The sequence below is a fragment of the Arthrobacter sp. MMS18-M83 genome, assembly GCF_026683955.1.
Taxonomy (GTDB): domain Bacteria; phylum Actinomycetota; class Actinomycetes; order Actinomycetales; family Micrococcaceae; genus Arthrobacter.
Genome location: NZ_CP113343.1, coordinates 3700415 through 3718141 on the forward strand (window position 1 = coordinate 3700415; position 17727 = coordinate 3718141).

Sequence of the window (17727 nt, forward strand, 5' to 3'; positions counted from 1 at the left end):
CAGCCGGGTAGCCGCAGTCAGGACATGGTGCTTGCCCGGATGGAGACACTCTCGCGGGTGGCCCGGGGAAATGTGGCGGCTAAAACGTGACTTCGAATTCATAGTGGCTGGCGAGAAAGGAATACCTGCCAAAGCCGACCGGGTTACCGATCTCGTCGAAGACAGTCCGCTCAAGCACAATCAGTGGCGCTCCCGCGTCGACCTTTAGTGCTTGAGCAATGCCGACGTTCGCGCCCACTGCTTTGATCTCGTGCGACGCCACGCTTACTTTTCCTTGCACATAAACGAGCATCGCTTCGGTGCCGTCTTCATAGGAGCTGGAGGGGTAGTGAGATCCGGCTTCGCTAAAGTTGTAGTCCTCAAAGATTGCGGTAGGCCTATCACTAATCATCTCCAGGCGGACCATGCACCACACGCGCCCCCCACTCGTCAGGCGAAGGCGTTCTTCCACGATCCGATCAGGGACCGTCTCACGGACGGACACGACCGAATGCGCCGGCTGGTTCGCCCTTTGTTCAATATGGCGGACAACGCGGAAGGCGCGTGAGCTGACTTTGCCTGCGACAAAGGTGCCGAGACCAGGCTTTCGGAGGAGAACGCCCTCTGAGCTAAGAATTTCCATTGCTCGACGCACAGTGTTAAGTGAGACATGGAAATCCTTGGCCAGACGTAGTTCTGGTCCGATGATGCTGCCTTCTTGAAAAGATCCCGATTGGACGGCGGTCCTGATCCGCTCGGCTAGCTGGTGATACAGCGGAACGGGCGAGGCGGCATCCACGGGGAGCAGACCGGGAGTTAGCACAGGATCATGTCCCGATGCCTTTGGGGGTTGGTACCTGCTTCAGGCAAGACCCCAAGGCTTCCATCGCGGTGACCGGGCTCGCGCCCGCTAAGCAACCCCAGGAGACGCAAAAGTGGGCGGTCCGCCGTCTGTGCCCGGGCGCCCTCCAGCCTTACTCGCAAGCCAACCCACTTTCGCTTCAGACAGATTTCCGGGGCCCGGTGAAGTCGAGGAGCTGATTCTTTACTTCTGGGGGAGGACTCGCCGAAGCGGAAGTCTCCTCGATCCGCTCGAAGCAGGTCGCTCATAGATTCGGGGGCCTGAAATGACTACAGACTAGCACGTGCAAGGTCTTGGGTGAATGGGGTATTCAATAAACCCTCTCGGGTCCAAAGGGCGACGCCAGGCTCCATTGCGCCCTCCTTGCGGCGCCATAAAGCAACACCCTCTGGTGACGGGTAGAGGTCACTTGGTACCCGGGGCCCCGCCGGATTCCAAGGCCTGGATTGGTAGATCCGTCAATGCCCGACCAGGCGCCTCACAAAACCGGCACGTGCCAGAAACTTTTGCAGAACCCCTTGCGCTTGCCAGCCCGGAGGCGTAGAAATGTCCTGACAATAAGTCTTAATTACAGTTCATCGAAGAGCGTCAGAACATCCCCCTTACCGGGAACGTACGGCCTTCCTGCACGGGACAGCGCAGTCCTCCACGGATGCGATGAGGCCCTTCGGACCGATTCAAGGCTCCCGTCCCAACCCGAAAGACATTCCACCCCATGCGCCACGCCGACACTATAGAAAGGTCCGCGATCACCGTGACCCACGAACTGCTCACCATCGGGCGCATCAGCGTTGATATCTACCCGAACGACATCGGTGTGGGGCTGGAGGATGTGCAGTCCTTCGGGAAGTATCTTGGCGGTTCGCCGTCCAATGTGGCTGTTGCCGCTGCCCGCCACGGTCGCCGTTCCGGCGTGATTACGCGCACGGGTGATGACCCTTTCGGCATTTACCTGCACCGCGAGCTGCGCAAGTTCAAGGTCGACGACGCGTTTGTCACCGCGGTGCCGGGCCTTCAGACCCCTGCCACGTTCTGCGCGATCCAGCCTCCGCACGACTTCCCGTTGTATTTCTACGGACGGTTCCCGACGGCGCCGGACCTGCAGATCAAGGCCGAGGAACTGGACTTGGCTGCCATCAAGGACGCCGGCATCTTCTGGTCTACCGTGACCGGTCTCTGCCAGGAACCGAGCCGTTCCGCCCACATCGCAGCGCATGAAGCCAGGCCGCGCACAGGCCTGAAGGAGGGCCAGTACACCATCCTGGACCTGGATTACCGGCCGATGTTCTGGGCTTCCGAGGACGAGGCCCGGGCCGAGGTTGCCAAGATCCTGCCGCACGTCACGGTGGCCATCGGCAATGACAAGGAATGTGCCGTCGCCGTGGGCGAGGGAACTCCGGACGAGCAGGCCGACCGCCTGCTGGCGGCCGGTGTCGAGATCGCGGTCGTCAAGCTCGGTCCCGAAGGTGTGATGGCCAAGACCCGTACCGAACGCGTTGTCTCGGCTCCGGTCCCCGTGGAGACTGTCAATGGCCTGGGTGCCGGCGATTCGTTCGGGGGTGCCTTCTGCCACGGACTGTTGTCCGGCTGGCCTTTGGCCCAGGTCTTGGACTACGCCAACGCCGCGGGGGCGATTGTCGCCTCCCGGCTTTCTTGCGCCGACGCGATGCCGACGCCAGGGGAAGTCACCTCGTTGCTCGCCGAACGCGGCCGCCTGACCCCGGCCGGCACCGAAGCAGCAGCTTCCCACGCAGCAGTTTCCGAAGGAGCAACACGTTGAGCTTCAATGATGACCCCCGCCGTTACGAGCACCTGAGTGCCATTCGGCTTGAAGATCCCGACGCCGTTGCCCGCGCCGCCGCTGCACGTCGCCGCCACCCGGGGCTGAAGTACGGGACGCAGAACTTCATCGTCGCGGCCGACCACCCGGCCCGCGGCGCCCTCAGCGTCGGTGCCGATCCGGTGGCCATGGCGGATCGCCGGACCCTGCTGGACCGTTTGCAGATCGCTTTGGCCAATCCCGCCGTCGACGGCGTGCTCGCGAGCCCGGACATCCTGGATGACCTGCTCCTGCTGGGTGCGCTCGAGGGCAAGCTCGTCTTCGGTTCGATGAACCGCGGCGGCCTCGCGGGGCTGGTCAACGAAATCGACGACCGCTTCACGGGCCACACCGCGGCTGCCCTGGATGCCCTTGGCGCCGATGGCGGCAAGATGCTCACCCGCATCTGCCTCGGGGATCCGGACACGGCGTCGATCCTGGAAGCCACGGCCAAGGCGGTGGATTCCCTCGCAGCGCGCAAGCTCATTGCGATGGTGGAGCCCTTCCTGTCCGTCCGGGAGGCAAACGGCAAGGTCCGTAACGACCTTTCCCCTGACTCCGTGATCAAGTCGGTCGCAATTGCGCAGGGCCTGGGTTCCACGAGCGCCTACACGTGGATGAAGCTGCCTGTCGTGGCCGAGATGGAACGTGTCATGGCGGCCACCACGCTGCCCACGGTTCTGTTGGGCGGGGATCCGGACGCAGGCCAGGATGAGGTCTTCGCCAGTTGGCAGGCCGCGCTTGCCTTGCCCGGGGTCCAAGGCTTGACCGTGGGACGGACCCTTTTGTATCCGGCCGACGGAGACGTGGCCGGTGCAGTGGCCACGGCCGCCTCGCTGCTGAAGTCACCTGCGAAAGTATCGGAATAGACCCATGGGGAAAAATATGTCAACGCGCAGAATGACGGTCGCCCAGGCGGTTGTCGAGTTCCTGTCCAAGCAGTACACGGTGGATTCCGTGGGCGGGAGTGAGTACCGGGAACGCCTGATTCCGGGCACTTTCGGGATCTTCGGCCACGGCAACGTCGCCGGTGTGGGCCAGGCACTCAAGCAGTACCAGCAGCTCGATCCGAGCATCATGCCGTATTACCAGGGCCGCAACGAGCAGGCCCAGTCGCACCAGGCCGTTGGCTACGCCCGGCACACGCGCCGTCGCCAGACCTTCGCGATCAGCACCTCGATCGGGCCCGGTTCCTCGAACCTGCTGACCGGCGCTGCGCTGGCCACCACCAACCGGCTGCCGGTCCTGCTGCTGCCGAGCGATACCTTCGCCACCCGTGCAGCTGACCCCGTGCTGCAGCAGCTCGAGCTGCCCTACGCCTACGACATCACGGTCAACGACGCCTTCCGTCCGCTGTCCAAGTTCTTCGACCGGGTGTCCCGTCCGGAGCAGTTGTTCTCGGCATTTCACCACGGCCTGCGCGTCCTGACGGACCCGGCCGAGACCGGCGCGGTGACCATTTCGCTGCCGCAGGATGTCCAGGCCGAGGCCTTGGATGTTCCGGCGGAGTTCCTCGCCGAGCGTGAGTGGCGGATCCGCCGGCCCGAAGCGGACGACGACGACATCCGCCGCGCCGCCGAGGCCATCCGTGCCGCCAAGCGTCCGCTCATCATCGCCGGCGGCGGCGTCCTGTACGCGTTCGCCAACGAGGAACTCGCCAAGTTCGCCGAACTGACCGGCATCCCGGTGGGCAACACCCAGGCCGGGGTCGGCGTCCTGCCGTGGGACCACCGGTTCTCGCTGGGAGCCATTGGCTCCACGGGCACGACGGCGGCGAACGCCATCGCGGCCGTTGCTGACGTGATCATCGGCATCGGTACCAGATATGAGGACTTTACGACGGCGTCGCGCACTGCTTTCCAGAACCCCGACGTGAAGTTCATCAACATCAACGTGGCCGCGATCGACGCCTACAAGCACGGCACCACGCTGCCGATCGTCGCGGACGCCCGCAAGGCCCTGGTCAAGCTGAACCAGGCCGTTGGCGGATACCGTGTGGGAGCGGACCTGGAGGAGAAGATCGCGGCGGAGAAGAAACGCTGGAACGCGATCGTGGACGAGGCCTTCGACACCCGCCACACGCCGCTGCCGGCGCAAAACGAGATCATCGGCGCTACCAGCCGGGCCATGGAAAAGCAGGACGTTGTCATCTGCGCCGCCGGTTCCCTGCCCGGCGACCTGCACAAGATGTGGCGCGTCCGGGACCCCTTCGGCTACCACGTGGAGTACGCCTACTCCTGCATGGGCTACGAGATCCCCGGCGGCCTGGGAGTCAAGCGTGCCGCCCTGGCGGAGGCAGCCGCGGGCGGCGAGAAGCGCGACGTCGTGGTCATGGTGGGGGACGGCTCCTACCTGATGATGCACACCGAACTGGTCACCGCCGTCGCCGAACGCATCAAACTGATCGTGGTCCTGATCCAGAACCATGGCTACGCCTCGATCGGTTCGCTTTCCGAGTCGCTGGGCTCGCAGCGCTTCGGCACGCAGTACCGGGTCCTGGACAAGGAACAGCACTCCTTCGACGCCGGCGCGAACCTGCCCATCGACCTGGCCCTTAACGCCGAGTCCCTCGGCGCGAAGGTGATCCGGATCGAACCGGGGGAGAAGGTCATCGCCGAACTCGAACAGGCCATCCGCGACGCGAAGGCGGCGCCGGAGGAGTCCGGGCCGATCGTCATCCACGTCGAATCGGACCTCTTGCTGGACGCGCCGAGCTCCGAGTCCTGGTGGGACGTTCCCGTCTCGCAGGTCTCCGAGCTCGAATCCACCCAGCAGGCCTACCAGACGTACACAGGCCACAAGAACCGCCAGCGCAAGCTGCTCGGCTAACCCCCTCAAGCTTTAGACCCCCTCAAAGCCACAGACAAGGAAGTCCGCACATGTCGACGACCACACTGACCACCATCAAGCATTTCATCAACGGTGTTGAAACCGCCGGCACCGGCGATCGCAGCCAGCCGGTCTACAACCCGGCCACCGGCGCAGTCTCCGCGGAGCTTCGGCTCGCGAACCGGGCCGATCTGGACGCCACTGTCGCGGCCGCCAAGGCCGCCAGCGAAAAGTGGGGAGATTTTTCCCTGGCCAAGCGCACCGCGGTGCTGTTCAAGTTCCGCGAACTCGTCGCCTCCCACGTTGACGAACTCGCGGCCCTGATCACGGCCGAGCACGGCAAGGTCATTTCCGATGCCAAGGGCGAGATCGGCCGTGGCCTGGAAGTCATCGAATTCGCCTGCGGCATCCCGCAGCTGCTCAAGGGCGACTACTCGGACCAGGTCTCCACCGGCATCGACGTGTTCTCCTTCCGCGAGCCCCTCGGCGTCGTCGCCGGCATCACCCCGTTCAACTTCCCGGTCATGGTGCCGCTGTGGATGGCACCCATGGCGATCGCCACCGGCAACGCGTTCATCCTCAAGCCCTCCGAACGGGACCCCTCCGCGTCCATGCTCCTGGCTAAGCTCTGGAAGGACGCCGGCCTGCCCGACGGCGTGTTCCAGGTCCTGCACGGCGACAAGGAAACCGTCGATGGCCTCCTGACCCACCCGGACGTGGACGGCATCTCCTTCGTCGGCTCCACCCCGATCGCCCGGTACGTCCACGAAACCGCGACCGCGCACGGCAAGCGGGTCCAGGCCCTGGGCGGCGCGAAGAACCATGCGATCATCATGCCCGACGCCGACCTGGACAACGCGGCCGACCACCTGGCCGCAGCCGCCTTCGGTTCCGCGGGCGAGCGCTGCATGGCCATCTCTGTCGCGGTCGCCGTCGGCGATGCCGCCGAGCTGCTGGTCAAGAAGGTCGAAGAGCGCGCCCTGGCCGTGAAGGTCAAGAACGGCACCGAGCCCGACGCCGAAATGGGCCCCGTCATCACCCCTGCCTCCAAGGAACGCATCGTGCGGATCGTCACCGAAGCCGAAGCCGCGGGCGCGGCGATGGTCGTAGACGGCCGCGACCTCGTGGTTCCCGGCCACGAAGAAGGGTTCTGGGTGGGCCCCACCGTCATCGACCACGTCAAGACCGGAATGACCGCCTACACCGAGGAAATCTTCGGGCCCGTCCTGGTGGTGGTGCGCGTGGAGGACCTGGATGAAGGCATCAAGCTCATCAACTCCAACCCCTACGGCAACGGCACCGCCATCTTCACCTCCTCCGGTGCCAACGCCCGCAAGTTCCAGCGCTCCGTCACGGTGGGCATGGTGGGCATCAACGTGCCCCTGCCGGTGCCCGTGGCCTACCACTCCTTCGGCGGCTGGAAGGCCTCCCTCTTCGGCGACAAGCACATCTACGGACCCGAAGGCGTGTCCTTCTACACCCGCGGCAAAGTGGTCACGTCCCGCTGGCCCGAACCCACCCACGCCTCCGGCGCCTCCTACAACTTCCCCTCCAACTGACCACCGGCCCGGCGAAAAAGACTCGAGAAAGACGACGCTGTCATGACTGAGGTAGAGAACAAGCTGATCATCGGCACCGCACCCGACTCGTGGGGCGTCTGGTTTCCGGATGACCCCCGGCAGACCCCGTGGGAGCGATTCCTGGACGAAGTGGCCGAGTCCGGCTACAAGTGGATCGAACTTGGTCCTTACGGCTACTTGCCGAATGACCCCGTCCGCCTCGCCGAGGAACTCAAGCAGCGGGACCTGAAGATCACGGCGGGAACGGTCTTCACGGCCTTCCACCGCGGGCTGGACCAGTGGGAAACAGCCTGGGAGCCGGCACGCAAGGTCGCTGAGCTGACGGCTGCCATGGGCGGCGAGCACATCGTGGTCATTCCGGCGATGTGGCGCGACGACGTCACCGGCGAGGCTGTGGAGAGCGGTCAGCTCACCGAGAAAGCCTGGTCCGACCTGTTCACGGGCCACAACCGCTTGGGCAAGGTGCTGCTGGAAGACTTCGGCCTCAAGCAGCAATTCCACTCCCACGCGGATTCCCATGTCGGCGCCCAGGCGGATATCGAGCACCTGCTCGCCGCCACTGACAGCAAGTATCTGAACCTGTGCCTGGACACCGGACACGCGGAATACTGCGGAGCGTCCAGCCTGGAGTTGATCAAGAACTACCCGGACCGCATCGGTTACCTGCACCTGAAGCAGATCAACCCGGATGTCCTGAGACAAGTCAATGAGGAGAACATGACCTGGGCGGCAGCCAACCTGGCCGGCGTCATGACCGAACCGCCGAACGGCCTTCCGGACCTGCGTGCAGTCATCGAGGCCGTTGAAGGACTTAATCGCCCGATCTTTGGCATTGTGGAACAGGACATGTACCCCGTGGCCTTCGACGTCCCCATGCCCATCGCCAAGCGCACCCGCAACTACCTGCTCTCGTGCGGCTCCCGCACTACCGTCAACTGACATCACCCCTGCAACTGCTCCACCAAAGGAAAGAACAATGACTCAGACCCTCCGCGTTGCCGTCATCGGCGCAGGCCGCATGGGCGCCGACCACATCAAGCGGCTCAGCACCCGCATCCACGGCGCCGAAGTAGCCGCCGTCGTCGACGTCGACCTCTCCCGCGCACAGGCCGCCATCGCAGGGATCGACGGCGCCGTGGCCCTCGCCAGTGCCGAAGAGGCCCTCAACAACGGCGACGTCAACGCCGTTCTGATTGCCACCCCGGGGTTCCTGCACGAGGAAATCCTCTACAAGGCGCTGGAGAAGGACTTCCCCATCCTCTGCGAAAAACCGCTCACCCCGGATGCCGAGAGTGCCTGGAAAGTTGTCAAGGCCGAAACGGCGCTCGGCCACAAGCGCATCCAGGTGGGCTTCATGCGCCGCTTCGACGCCGAATACGCCGCCCTGGGCTCGGTGATCCGCGACCATGAACTCGGCGAGCTGCTCATGCTGCACCACCAGCACCGCAACCCGACCACGCCGCCGGGCTTCACCAATGAGATGCTCATCAACGACTCCGTGGTCCACGAATTCGATGCCATCCGTTTCTTCACCGGTGAGGAAATCACGTCGGTCCAGGTCCGTCTGGGCAAGGCAACGCGCAACGCCCCGAGCGGCCAGCACGACCCCCAGCACGTCCTGATCGAGACCGAGTCCGGCGTCCTGGCCGACGTCGAAATCTACGTCAACGCCAAGTTCGGCTATGAAGTCGCGACCCAGGCGTCCTTCGAGGACGGCATCGTGAACATCGGTGGCGACGGCGGTCCTTACGTCCGCAGCGCTGGCCGCTGGGGCGGCAAGGTCACGCCCGGCTTCGAAGAGCGCTTCGGTGCCGCGTACGACGTCGAGGTCCAGGCTTGGGTGGACGCCGCCCGCCGTGGCGAAATCGGCGGTCCTACCGCCTGGGATGGGTACGCCACCGCCGCTTGCTGCGAAGCAGGCGTCGAGGCCCAGAAGTCGGGCGAGAAGGTCGCGGTCAAGCTGAACACCAAACCTGAACTGTACAAGTAATATCTCAGCGATCGCGAGGAAGGGTGGCTAGCCGGCAGCGCAGCGGCCGGCCACCCTTTTTCGCAGAATCACCACAAAGGAGTGACCATTGAAGATTGCCCTTGATCCCACCCCGTTCCACCACAGCCACAGCCTGCTGGAGTTTCCGCGGCTGGCCGCTGATCTCGGCTACAAATACCTCCAGCTGACCCCGCACGCCGACTTCATCCCGTTCTTCAACCACCCCAAGGCCGACGACGAGCTCGTGGGCCAGCTAAAGGAAGCCTGTAAGGATGCCGACGTCGAGATCGCCTCGGTGCTTCCCGTGCTGCGTTGGTCCGGGCCGGACGAAGACGCCCGCGAGGCTGCCGTTCGCTATTGGAAGCGTGCCATCCGGATCACGGTCGATCTCGGCGTGCAGACCATGAACACCGAATTCAGCGGTCGCCCGGAAAAGGCCGAGGAGTCCGAAAGGGCCTTCTACCGCTCCATGGAAGAGCTCCTTCCGATCATCGAGCGCGAGGGCCTGGACGTCCTCATCGACCCGCACCCGGACGACTTCGTGGAGGACGGCCTCGCCGCCCTGCGCGTCATCCGTGGCGTGAACTCGCCCAACATCGGCATGGTCTACGTTGCCTCCCACACCTTCCACATGGGCAACAAGCCGCTCGACATCATGCGGGCCGCGGGGGACAAGCTGCGCCTCGTCCACGTGTCTGACACGATGGACCACCACGCCTCCCACGGCCTGCGCTACATCACCAACCCGCCCGGCAACGCCATACGCGTGCACCAGCACCTGAAGATCGGCGACGGCGACGTCAACTGGGACGAGTTCTTCGGCGGACTGAAGGAAATCGGCTTCCTGGACAAGGGGAACACGGTCATGGTGTCCAGCGTCTTCGCCGAGGACGACAACGCCAACGAGGTCTCCCGGTACCAGCTGGAAACCATGGGCAAGTATCTGCAGAAGGTCGGCCGCTAACATCACTAGCCGTCTCCCTAGCGGATCGTTCTTTAACTGTTCGGAGCACCCTGATACCATCAAATCAAAGAAGTATGTCTTATCAATCAGACATGCCCCGCAGACGAGGTTGCTGCCCAGCGGTCTCGAGGACCGCAAGGGAAGGGCCCGTGATGAGCCAACTCAATCTCAGCATCGACCGTTCTTCGCCGGTGCCCTTGTACCACCAGGTGGTGCAAGGCATTGAGACGGCCATCCACACTGGTTTGTTGAAGCCCGGAAGCCGGCTGGACAACGAAGTGGATCTCGCCGCACGGCTGAACCTGTCGCGCCCCACGATGCGCATGGCCATGGATGAGCTGGTCCGTTCCGGCCTCCTGATCCGAAAGCGTGGCGTAGGCACGCAAGTGGTGTCCAGTCAGGTCCGGCGCCCGCTTGAGCTGTCCAGCCTTTTTGACGATCTCAGCAACAACGGCGGCAAACCTACTACGAAGGTGCTCACGTTCAACCACGTCCAAGCGGACGGCGCCACCAGGGAAGCCCTCCATCTTCCGGCTGGGGCCACCGCGTTTCACTTCACCAGATTGCGCAAGATCGACGGGAAACCCCTGGCGCTGATGGAAAATTGGGTCCGCGATGACATTACGGAAATCAACGCTGACCTTCTGGGCAGCCAGGGCCTGTATGGCATCCTTCGGAACGGCGGGGTGAATTTCCGGCTCGCTACCCAGCGCATGGGCGCAATGGTTGCCAATGAGTACCAGGCGCGGTTGCTGGAAACAACGATTGGTTCCGCACTGGTCACCATGGAGCGCACTGCCGTGGACGATAAAGGCCGGAACGTGGAGACAGGCCGGCACGTCTACCGTGCCGATTCCTACAGCTTCGAAATGACACTGGTTCAGCGCTGACTCCCTCAATGCCGGCCTGCTAACCACCGATCACCGAAATTTCGCTTGACCTTTTCGTACCTGACCTCGCGCGCTGTTTCTTATGTGACGCGCGTCACTTGCCTACCTGACAAAGGAGTCCTGATGGCAACTATCCAAGCCCACCGCGGAGCACCCCGCCCGGCACCGCTCCCGCACCTCACCGACGGGCCCCATCGCAAGCGACTAGGCCAGGTGGCCCTCACCGCGACGTTCGGCGGCCTGCTCTTTGGCTACGACACGGGTGTCATCAACGGCGCGCTCCAGCCGATGACCGCTGCGCTCGGCCTTACCCCGATCACCGAGGGCATAGTGACCAGTTCGCTCCTGTTTGGTGCTGCCGCCGGTGCAATCGGCGGCGGCCGGCTATCCGACGTCTGGGGCCGCCGAAAGACCATTATCCTTCTTGCCCTCATGTTCCTCGTGGGAACTCTCTCGTGCGTCTTCTCGCCGAACTTCGAGGTAATGGTCCTCGGCCGGATCATCCTCGGCCTAGCCGTTGGCGGTGCCTCCACCGTTGTACCCGTGTTCCTCGCCGAGCTTGCCCCCTACGAGATCCGCGGCTCGCTCGCGGGGCGCAACGAACTTATGATCGTCATCGGCCAGCTGGCCGCATTCGTCTTGAATGCGATCATCGGCAATGTGTGGGGAGAGTTCGGCGGTGTCTGGCGCATCATGCTCGCCGTCGCAGCCCTGCCCGCTCTCGCTCTGTTCTTCGGCATGCTGCGGATGCCGGAGTCCCCTCGCTGGCTCATCTCCCAAGGCCGCTCTCAGGAGGCCCTTGCCGTCCTCACCTCGATCCGTTCTCCTGAGCGGGCGGCTGCGGAGCTGGCCGACGTCAGGCACCTCGCCGACGAGGAGAAAGAAATCAAGTGGTCGGGCTGGAGTGCGCTTCGCAGCAAGTGGCTGCTGCGCATCCTGCTCGTAGGCATCGGCCTCGGCGTCGCCCAGCAGCTCACCGGCATCAACTCGATCATGTACTACGGCCAGTCCGTGCTCGTCGAGGCAGGCTTCAGCTCCAGCGCCGCGCTGGTCGCCAACATCGCTCCCGGAGTCATTGCAGTCATTGGCGGCCTGACCGCACTTCGACTCATGCAGACCATGAACCGCCGCAGAACCCTGCTGACAGGGTTCGCTCTGACCACCGTTTGCCATTTCCTCATCGGGATCGCCTCAATTGCCCTTCCCATCGGCAACCCGGCCCGTCCCTTCGTGATCCTCTTCCTCGTGGTCGCGTTCGTCGGATCCGTGCAGACTTTCCTCAACATCGCCGTGTGGGTCATGCTCTCCGAGATCTTTCCCCTTCACATCCGCGGGTTCGCGATCGGCGTCTCGGTCTTCTGCCTCTGGATCGCCAACGCTTTCCTGGGCCTTTATTTCCCCATTCTCGTCGCCGCCGTCGGCATCACGGGATCCTTCTTCCTGTTCGGCGTGGTCGGCCTCCTTGCCCTCGTGTTCATCTACACACAGGTCCCGGAGACCCGCGGGCGCACGCTCGAAGCGCTTGAGGAAGACGTCACCACCGGCACCATCTATCTCGCCCACAAGACGAAGTAGACGGATTCCGGCGGCATGCTGGGGCAGGCCCGCTAGTACTTGGCCGCGAGGGAGGGCTGCCGGGGGATTAGCACCATCTACGACTCCACGTCTTTCAACATGCGGGTTGCAGGATACTCCTACGCATACCGGTCATTCGAGTCAACGTGATTGTGGAAGCCCCGTGGCGGGAGGAGTAGCTCGGCTCCAGCCGCCGAACCGGGTGCCCGAGAACAATATGGAAGGCAGCGGTAATGAGTGCATCGCTGTGGATCCTGGCCGCTATCGCGATTGTTTCTTCATCGGCGGGATCGTGAAGGCTGTCGGCTTCGGTTATGGATTTGCCCCGATCCCGCTCGTGGTGGGCCGTGGTCCCGTTCTTCGTCGACCGCGGTCGAAGCGTTTGACAGCGTTCCCCACGCGATCGATTGTTCTACGTGCATGCTCCGGCAAGTCCTGAAAGGCGGAGGTGTCGCCGAGGCGATTATGTGATATACATCACATAATCGCTACTAGCACGTGCTAGATTTATTTGGCACGTGCTAGTAGTCTTTAAGTAACGAACAAGAGGTGAGTTCACATGAAGAACATCCAGCGCGTCCACGACCGGCGAATGCAGTGGGAGCGCACCCATCCAAAGCCAGAACCCAAGAAGGCCTGACATCTAGAGCGGCTCACGGGTCCCAAGCGCTCTCTGAATCGGCGTCTGGGTTGTGTGTTCATGTGAGTTTACAGAGCTCCCGGCGTGTCCGCCGGTCGAGTGATTGGCTATCAGGCCGGTCCGGCCGGTGGCCTGTTGCAGGACCTCGGCAGCCACCTCGTGGACCAGGCACTGTGGCTCTTCGGCCTGGCCGCCAGCTTCTACGCCAGCCTCGACTGGGGGGACATGGACGCCGGCCGCACCGACTCCGGCTTCTTTCTCACCGTCACGCACCGCAGCGGCGTGCGGTCCCACCTCTCAGCCACCAAGATCAACCGGCTCATCGCGCGGGAACTGCGGCTGCTCGGCTCCCGCGGAAGCTACGTCTCGCAACAAACTGACGTGCAGGCCCAGGCCGCCATCGCCGGTCGACGCCCGTGGACGATCCCGCTTCATGGGGGTACGAGGAAAAATCCCGCTGGGGAACGCTCACGACGGCGGCCGGCGCCACCCTCGTGCCGTCCGAACAGGGCGCCTACCACCAGTACTACGAGCAGCTCGCCCTGGCCGTTGCCGGGCACGGACCCCAGCCGGTCCCCGGCATCGAGCCCGTGCATACACTCGAAATCCTGGACGCCGCCCGGCTCAGCGATACCGAGTCCCGCACAGTGGACATCACGGCCCAATCGCCTAAAGTCCCTGTGGCCTCGGCCGCGCGGCGGGCCGGCCCGGGGAGAAGCTGACGCCCGCGTCGGCGAAGGTCGCCGCATAGGAATCCTGAACGTCCCGGACGGCAGCGGCGTACAGGTCGATCTTGTCTGCCCGGCGCAGGAAAGTCGCCACGCCCTCATTGAGGAGGTCACGGCCGCCGAGGCGCGAAGGCCAGCCCGAGGGGGCGGTCCTGGATGTAATGCTGCACAATGGAGGCCTTGGGGAAAATCAAGTAGGGTCCACTGGTGGGCCCAGTACTCCTGAAGCTGTCATAAGGTGCCAAACCCCACAGGCGTCGCCGTACTCGTGCCGCCAAATTTTGTCTAGTTCCTAGGGTCGGCCTTACGGATGTATTCGTAGACGGTTTGGCGGCTGATGCCGTACTCGCGGGCAAGGGCCGCTTTTGGCTCCCCCGCTGCGGCGCGCCGGACCAGGTCTGCCGCCCGTTCGGTGGTTAGGACTTTCTTCCGTCCCCGGTAGGCTCCGCGTCGTTTGGCCAGGGTTATCCCTTCTCTTTGGCGTTCACCGATTAGGGCACGCTCGAATTCCGCGAAGGCGCCCATGACGGAGAGCATGAGGTTTGCCAGGGGTGAGTCGTCCCCGGTGAAGGTGAGGTTTTCCTTTAGGAACTCGACGCGTACGCCCCGGCCGGTCAGTTTCTGCACCACGGATCGCAGGTCATCGAGGTTGCGTGCCAGCCGGTCCATGCTGTGCACGATCACGGTGTCCCCGTCGCGGGCGAACTTCAGGAGTTCTTCCAGCTGGGGCCGTTTCGTGTCCTTGCCCGATGCCTTGTCGGTGAACACCCGGCCCAGCTCGATGTCCTCGAGTTGACGCCGGGTGTTCTGATCCAGGCTGCTGACCCTGACGTATCCCAGACGCTGGCCGTTCACGCTACCTCCACGATCGAAACTGTCAGGATGAAATCTAAGACCCCCGCCAACGCATGTCAATAAATAGAAATACGGACTTCATTCTGACATGCGGCCGGAGATCATGCCTGACGTCAGTCTGGGGTGTACTTCAGGCCGAGTCCCGAGCACGATGCGGGGTGCCCGGGACCGCCGTCCGGGCGAAGGCTGAGGCCGCTGTTACGGCGCGGGGCCGTTACGAGGAAGGCCCCCGTCGTGGAACGAAAGCCTCCGTGCCCCGGGAAGCTCGCTGCCCACTCGACACCCGTCCGCCCGGACGGCATTCCGCCGGATATACCAGGGTCGCTGGGCCGGGTCGGCGGCTAAAGTGCCCCAGGTCCTAGCTGGCGTGGGAGGGCACCTGGGCGAAGCTGTTCGCCGCCACGATCGGGGCCGCGGCCCCAGAGGCGAGGAACCGCAGCACCTCGATCGCTGCGGCAGGATTTCCTGAGACAGTCGCGACCGCGCCGCCAAACACCGTTTCGATCGCGCAATCGGGCGGCAACACCCCGAGGATGCGGACACCGGGTTGGCCGACCAGTTCGCTGAGCTGCTGGAAGCCCAGATCGACCTCGCCCTCGGCGAGGGATCGGGCCACCGGAATGCCCGGGCGGGCCTGGACGAGCCGCCCCCGAGCTCCTCCACCATCCCCCAGCCCTCGATCATCTTCACGAGCGCGACGCCGCTGGGCCCGGTCGAGTAGCCGATCCGGCCCGCCTGCTGCAGTGCGACGCGCAGGCCCACGGCGTCGGGGAACGCGTACCCGCCGTCATGAGTCGCGGGCGCGTTGGAATCGGACGGGGCGGCCACCGCGACCTGGGAGAGCATGAGCGGTGTGACGGACCCGGCCAGGACGTGCCCGCCGTCGGCGAACCGCTGGAGCGCACCCTGGGCGAGGAACACGAGATCGAGCTGCTCGCCGTCTGCGACGCGCTGGGCAGCTGTCACGCCGCCGACTGACTCCAGTTTTACCTCAGGCAGGCCAGCCGCTACGGCCACCGAGTTCAGGTCGGCGAGCACGTGGCGGATGGCCATCGAGGAGATCGCCCTCATGGGGTGTTCTCGAAGGGCTCCGCATCGACCTCGCGGGACGCGGCCTCCGCGTAGCGCAACCCCGACACCGTGGAGGTTCCGATGAGCTCGCCCGCGCGGGCGAGCAGCCCGGCGTCGACCGTGAGGTCTGCGGCGGCCTGGTTCTCGCGGAAGTGGTCCACGCGTGTCGTCCCCGGGATTGGCACCACGTGGTCCCCGCGGGAGAGCACCCACGCGAGCGCGAGCTGTCCGGGGCTGCAGCCGGCCTCCGCGGCGAGTGTGCGCCACTGCGGCAGCAGGGACGCATTGGCGGGCCAGTGCTCTGGCTGGAACCGGGGCATGTTCCGGCGGATGTCCTTGGGCGCGAACTCGTCCGGGCCTCCGAGCCCGTCGCCGAGGAAGCCCCGCGCGAGCGGCGAGAACGCCACGAGCGCTGTCCCGCTCTCACGAGTGGCCTCGAGCATGCCGAGCTCCGGGTTGCGGCTCCACAGCGAGTACTCGTTCTGGACCGCGGCGATCGGGGCGACCGCCTGCGCCTCGCGCAGGCGGTCCATCGACACCTCCGAGAGGCCGATGGCGCCGATCTTGCCGCTGGCCACCATCTCGGCGAGTGCGCCAATGCTCTCCCCGATGGGCACCTGCTTATCCCAGCGGTGTAGGTAGTACAGGTCGATGCGATCTACCCCGAGACGCCCGAGCGACGCGTCCACCTGGGCGCGCAGGGTCTCGGGGCGCCCATCAATCCTCTTGACCCCGTCGACGATCGCCATGCCGCACTTGCTCGCGAGCAGCACCTCGTCGCGGCGGCCCGCGATGGCCTGCCCGACCAGTTCCTCGTTGCGGCCGCCGCCGTAGAGCGTGGCGGTGTCGAACATGCCCACGCCCTCGTCTAACGCCGTGCGCAAGAAGGCCAGGCCGGTCTCGACCGACGGCGGCACGCCGTAGGCGTGGCTGAGCGACATGCAGCCGAGACCGATCTTCGGCAGGCTCAGGGTCATCCGAGCTGCTCCTCGAGCGCACCGAGTACGCGGTAGCAGTCGATGACCTGGCGGATCGAGGAGTTCGGCTCACGACCCTCGCGGATCGCGCTGACAAACTCGCGGTCCTGCAGCTCGATACCGTTCATGCTCACGGCTACCTTCGACACGTCGATCTGCTCGTCCTTGCCGTTGTACAGGTCGTCGTATCGCGCGATGTAGGTCTCGGTGTCGCCGATGTAGCGGAAGAAGGTGCCAAACGGCCCGTCGTTGTTGAAAGACAGCGACAGTGTGCAGATCGCCCCGGTTTCGCTCTTGAGCTGAATTGACATGTCCATGGCGATGCCGAGCTCGGGGTGGATGGGGCCCTGGATGGCGTTCGCCTGCACGATCTTGCCGGCCTGGTAGGCGAACAGGTCGACGGTGTGGGCCGCGTGGTGCCACAGGAGGTGGTCTGTCCAGGAGCGGGCCTCGCCCTTGGCGTTGGTGTTGGTGCGGCGGAAGAAGTACGTCTGGACGTCCATCTGCTGGACATTGAACTCGCCGCCGAGGATACGGTTGTGCACGAGCTGGTGTGAGGGGTTGAAGCGGCGCGTGTGGCCTACCATCGCGATCCGGTCAGAGGCCTCGGCGGCGGCGAGGGTTGCCTCCGCGTCAGCGAGGGAGTCCGCGAGCGGGATCTCGACCTGCACGTGCTTGCCCGCCTTGAGTACCTCCTGGGTCTGCGAGGCGTGCAGGCCGGTCGGTGTGGCGAGGATGACGGCGTCGACGTCGTCGCGCTCGAGGACGCCGTCGAGCCCAACGACGGCGTTGGCGATGCCGTACTTGGCGGCTACCCTGTCCGCCTTCTCCTGCGAGGTGGCGCTAACGACCGTCACCTCGGCGTCATCGATGTTCTTCAGTCCGTCAAGATGCTTCATTCCGAAGGCGCCATTGGCGCCGACGACTGCGACGCGGGTCTTATTAGTCATTCGTTTCTCCTTTGAGTG

General features: G+C 64.5%; 14 protein-coding genes and 2 pseudogenes. 11 read left to right on the top strand and 5 right to left on the bottom strand.

Features of this window, described 5'->3' with window-relative positions; all coding sequences use genetic code 11:
- Nucleotides 1-79: 79 nt before the first annotated feature.
- On the bottom strand, nucleotides 80-778 hold the full coding sequence (locus tag OW521_RS17590; RefSeq protein WP_268020869.1) for a GntR family transcriptional regulator: 699 nt from the start codon (nucleotides 776-778) through the stop codon (nucleotides 80-82).
- Nucleotides 779-1595: 817 nt separating this feature from the next.
- Between OW521_RS17590 and iolC the strand changes: the two genes are divergently transcribed.
- The 11 genes and pseudogenes from iolC to OW521_RS17640 all read left to right on the top strand — a co-directional run bounded on the left by iolC (nucleotide 1596) and on the right by OW521_RS17640 (nucleotide 13850).
- Nucleotides 1596-2621 (top strand): 5-dehydro-2-deoxygluconokinase, encoded by a 1026-nt coding sequence (iolC, locus tag OW521_RS17595; RefSeq protein WP_268020870.1) that lies wholly within the window; start codon nucleotides 1596-1598, stop codon nucleotides 2619-2621.
- On the top strand, nucleotides 2618-3529 hold the full coding sequence (locus tag OW521_RS17600; protein ID WP_268020871.1) for a Cgl0159 family (beta/alpha)8-fold protein: 912 nt from the start codon (nucleotides 2618-2620) through the stop codon (nucleotides 3527-3529). The genes iolC and OW521_RS17600 overlap by 4 nt, the downstream gene beginning before the upstream one ends.
- 31 nt (nucleotides 3530-3560) lie before the next feature.
- On the top strand, nucleotides 3561-5489 hold the full coding sequence (gene iolD / locus OW521_RS17605; protein WP_268025946.1) for a 3D-(3,5/4)-trihydroxycyclohexane-1,2-dione acylhydrolase (decyclizing): 1929 nt from the start codon (nucleotides 3561-3563) through the stop codon (nucleotides 5487-5489).
- 50 nt (nucleotides 5490-5539) lie between these two features.
- Entirely contained in the window at nucleotides 5540-7048 is a 1509-nt protein-coding gene (locus tag OW521_RS17610; RefSeq protein ID WP_268020872.1) for a CoA-acylating methylmalonate-semialdehyde dehydrogenase, read from the top strand.
- A gap of 42 nt (nucleotides 7049-7090) precedes the next feature.
- The gene (locus OW521_RS17615) at nucleotides 7091-8008 is read left to right on the top strand and encodes a sugar phosphate isomerase/epimerase family protein (protein WP_268020873.1); all 918 of its coding nucleotides are present in this window, start codon (nucleotides 7091-7093) and stop codon (nucleotides 8006-8008) included.
- A gap of 37 nt (nucleotides 8009-8045) precedes the next feature.
- Entirely contained in the window at nucleotides 8046-9059 is a 1014-nt protein-coding gene (locus tag OW521_RS17620; RefSeq protein ID WP_268020874.1) for a Gfo/Idh/MocA family protein, read from the top strand.
- An 88-nt stretch (nucleotides 9060-9147) separates the two neighbouring features.
- Nucleotides 9148-10023 (top strand): sugar phosphate isomerase/epimerase family protein, encoded by an 876-nt coding sequence (locus OW521_RS17625; protein ID WP_268020875.1) that lies wholly within the window; start codon nucleotides 9148-9150, stop codon nucleotides 10021-10023.
- A gap of 152 nt (nucleotides 10024-10175) precedes the next feature.
- Entirely contained in the window at nucleotides 10176-10913 is a 738-nt protein-coding gene (locus OW521_RS17630) for a GntR family transcriptional regulator (RefSeq protein ID WP_442781171.1), read from the top strand.
- 123 nt (nucleotides 10914-11036) lie between these two features.
- A complete protein-coding gene (locus tag OW521_RS17635) occupies nucleotides 11037-12488 on the top strand; it encodes a sugar porter family MFS transporter (protein ID WP_268020877.1) in 1452 nt (483 codons plus the stop codon).
- A 799-nt stretch (nucleotides 12489-13287) separates the two neighbouring features.
- Nucleotides 13288-13494 (top strand): annotated as a pseudogene (locus OW521_RS24430) (gfo/Idh/MocA family oxidoreductase); the annotation flags it as partial.
- A 50-nt stretch (nucleotides 13495-13544) separates the two neighbouring features.
- Complete coding sequence (locus OW521_RS17640; RefSeq protein ID WP_268020878.1) at nucleotides 13545-13850, top strand: hypothetical protein; 306 nt, start codon at nucleotides 13545-13547, stop codon at nucleotides 13848-13850.
- 291 nt (nucleotides 13851-14141) lie between these two features.
- Here the strand turns inward: OW521_RS17640 and OW521_RS17645 are convergent, their stop codons facing one another.
- The 4 genes and pseudogenes from OW521_RS17645 to OW521_RS17665 all read right to left on the bottom strand — a co-directional run bounded on the left by OW521_RS17645 (nucleotide 14142) and on the right by OW521_RS17665 (nucleotide 17709).
- Nucleotides 14142-14711, bottom strand: a complete 570-nt coding sequence (locus tag OW521_RS17645) for a recombinase family protein (RefSeq protein WP_268020879.1) — start codon at nucleotides 14709-14711, stop codon at nucleotides 14142-14144.
- A 358-nt stretch (nucleotides 14712-15069) separates the two neighbouring features.
- Nucleotides 15070-15782 (bottom strand): annotated as a pseudogene (locus OW521_RS24225) (substrate-binding domain-containing protein).
- Nucleotides 15779-16759 (bottom strand): aldo/keto reductase, encoded by a 981-nt coding sequence (locus OW521_RS17660; RefSeq protein ID WP_268020881.1) that lies wholly within the window; start codon nucleotides 16757-16759, stop codon nucleotides 15779-15781. The pseudogene OW521_RS24225 and the gene OW521_RS17660 overlap by 4 nt, the downstream one beginning before the upstream one ends.
- Nucleotides 16756-17709, bottom strand: a complete 954-nt coding sequence (locus OW521_RS17665; RefSeq protein WP_268020882.1) for a Gfo/Idh/MocA family oxidoreductase — start codon at nucleotides 17707-17709, stop codon at nucleotides 16756-16758. The genes OW521_RS17660 and OW521_RS17665 overlap by 4 nt, the downstream gene beginning before the upstream one ends.
- Nucleotides 17710-17727: the final 18 nt, after the last annotated feature.

Excerpts from the sequence above, each read along its gene's own strand:
- OW521_RS17660 (WP_268020881.1), bottom strand. The coding sequence starts at position 16,759 with ATGACCCTGAGCCTGCCGAAGATCGGTCTCGGCTGCATGTCGCTCAGC.
- OW521_RS17620 (WP_268020874.1), top strand. The coding sequence starts at position 8,046 with ATGACTCAGACCCTCCGCGTTGCCGTCATCGGCGCAGGCCGCATGGGC.
- OW521_RS17630 (WP_442781171.1), top strand. The coding sequence starts at position 10,176 with ATGAGCCAACTCAATCTCAGCATCGACCGTTCTTCGCCGGTGCCCTTG.
- OW521_RS17635 (WP_268020877.1), top strand. The coding sequence starts at position 11,037 with ATGGCAACTATCCAAGCCCACCGCGGAGCACCCCGCCCGGCACCGCTC.
- OW521_RS17665 (WP_268020882.1), bottom strand. The coding sequence starts at position 17,709 with ATGACTAATAAGACCCGCGTCGCAGTCGTCGGCGCCAATGGCGCCTTC.
- OW521_RS17610 (WP_268020872.1), top strand. The coding sequence starts at position 5,540 with ATGTCGACGACCACACTGACCACCATCAAGCATTTCATCAACGGTGTT.
- iolD (WP_268025946.1), top strand. The coding sequence starts at position 3,561 with ATGACGGTCGCCCAGGCGGTTGTCGAGTTCCTGTCCAAGCAGTACACG.
- OW521_RS17615 (WP_268020873.1), top strand. The coding sequence starts at position 7,091 with ATGACTGAGGTAGAGAACAAGCTGATCATCGGCACCGCACCCGACTCG.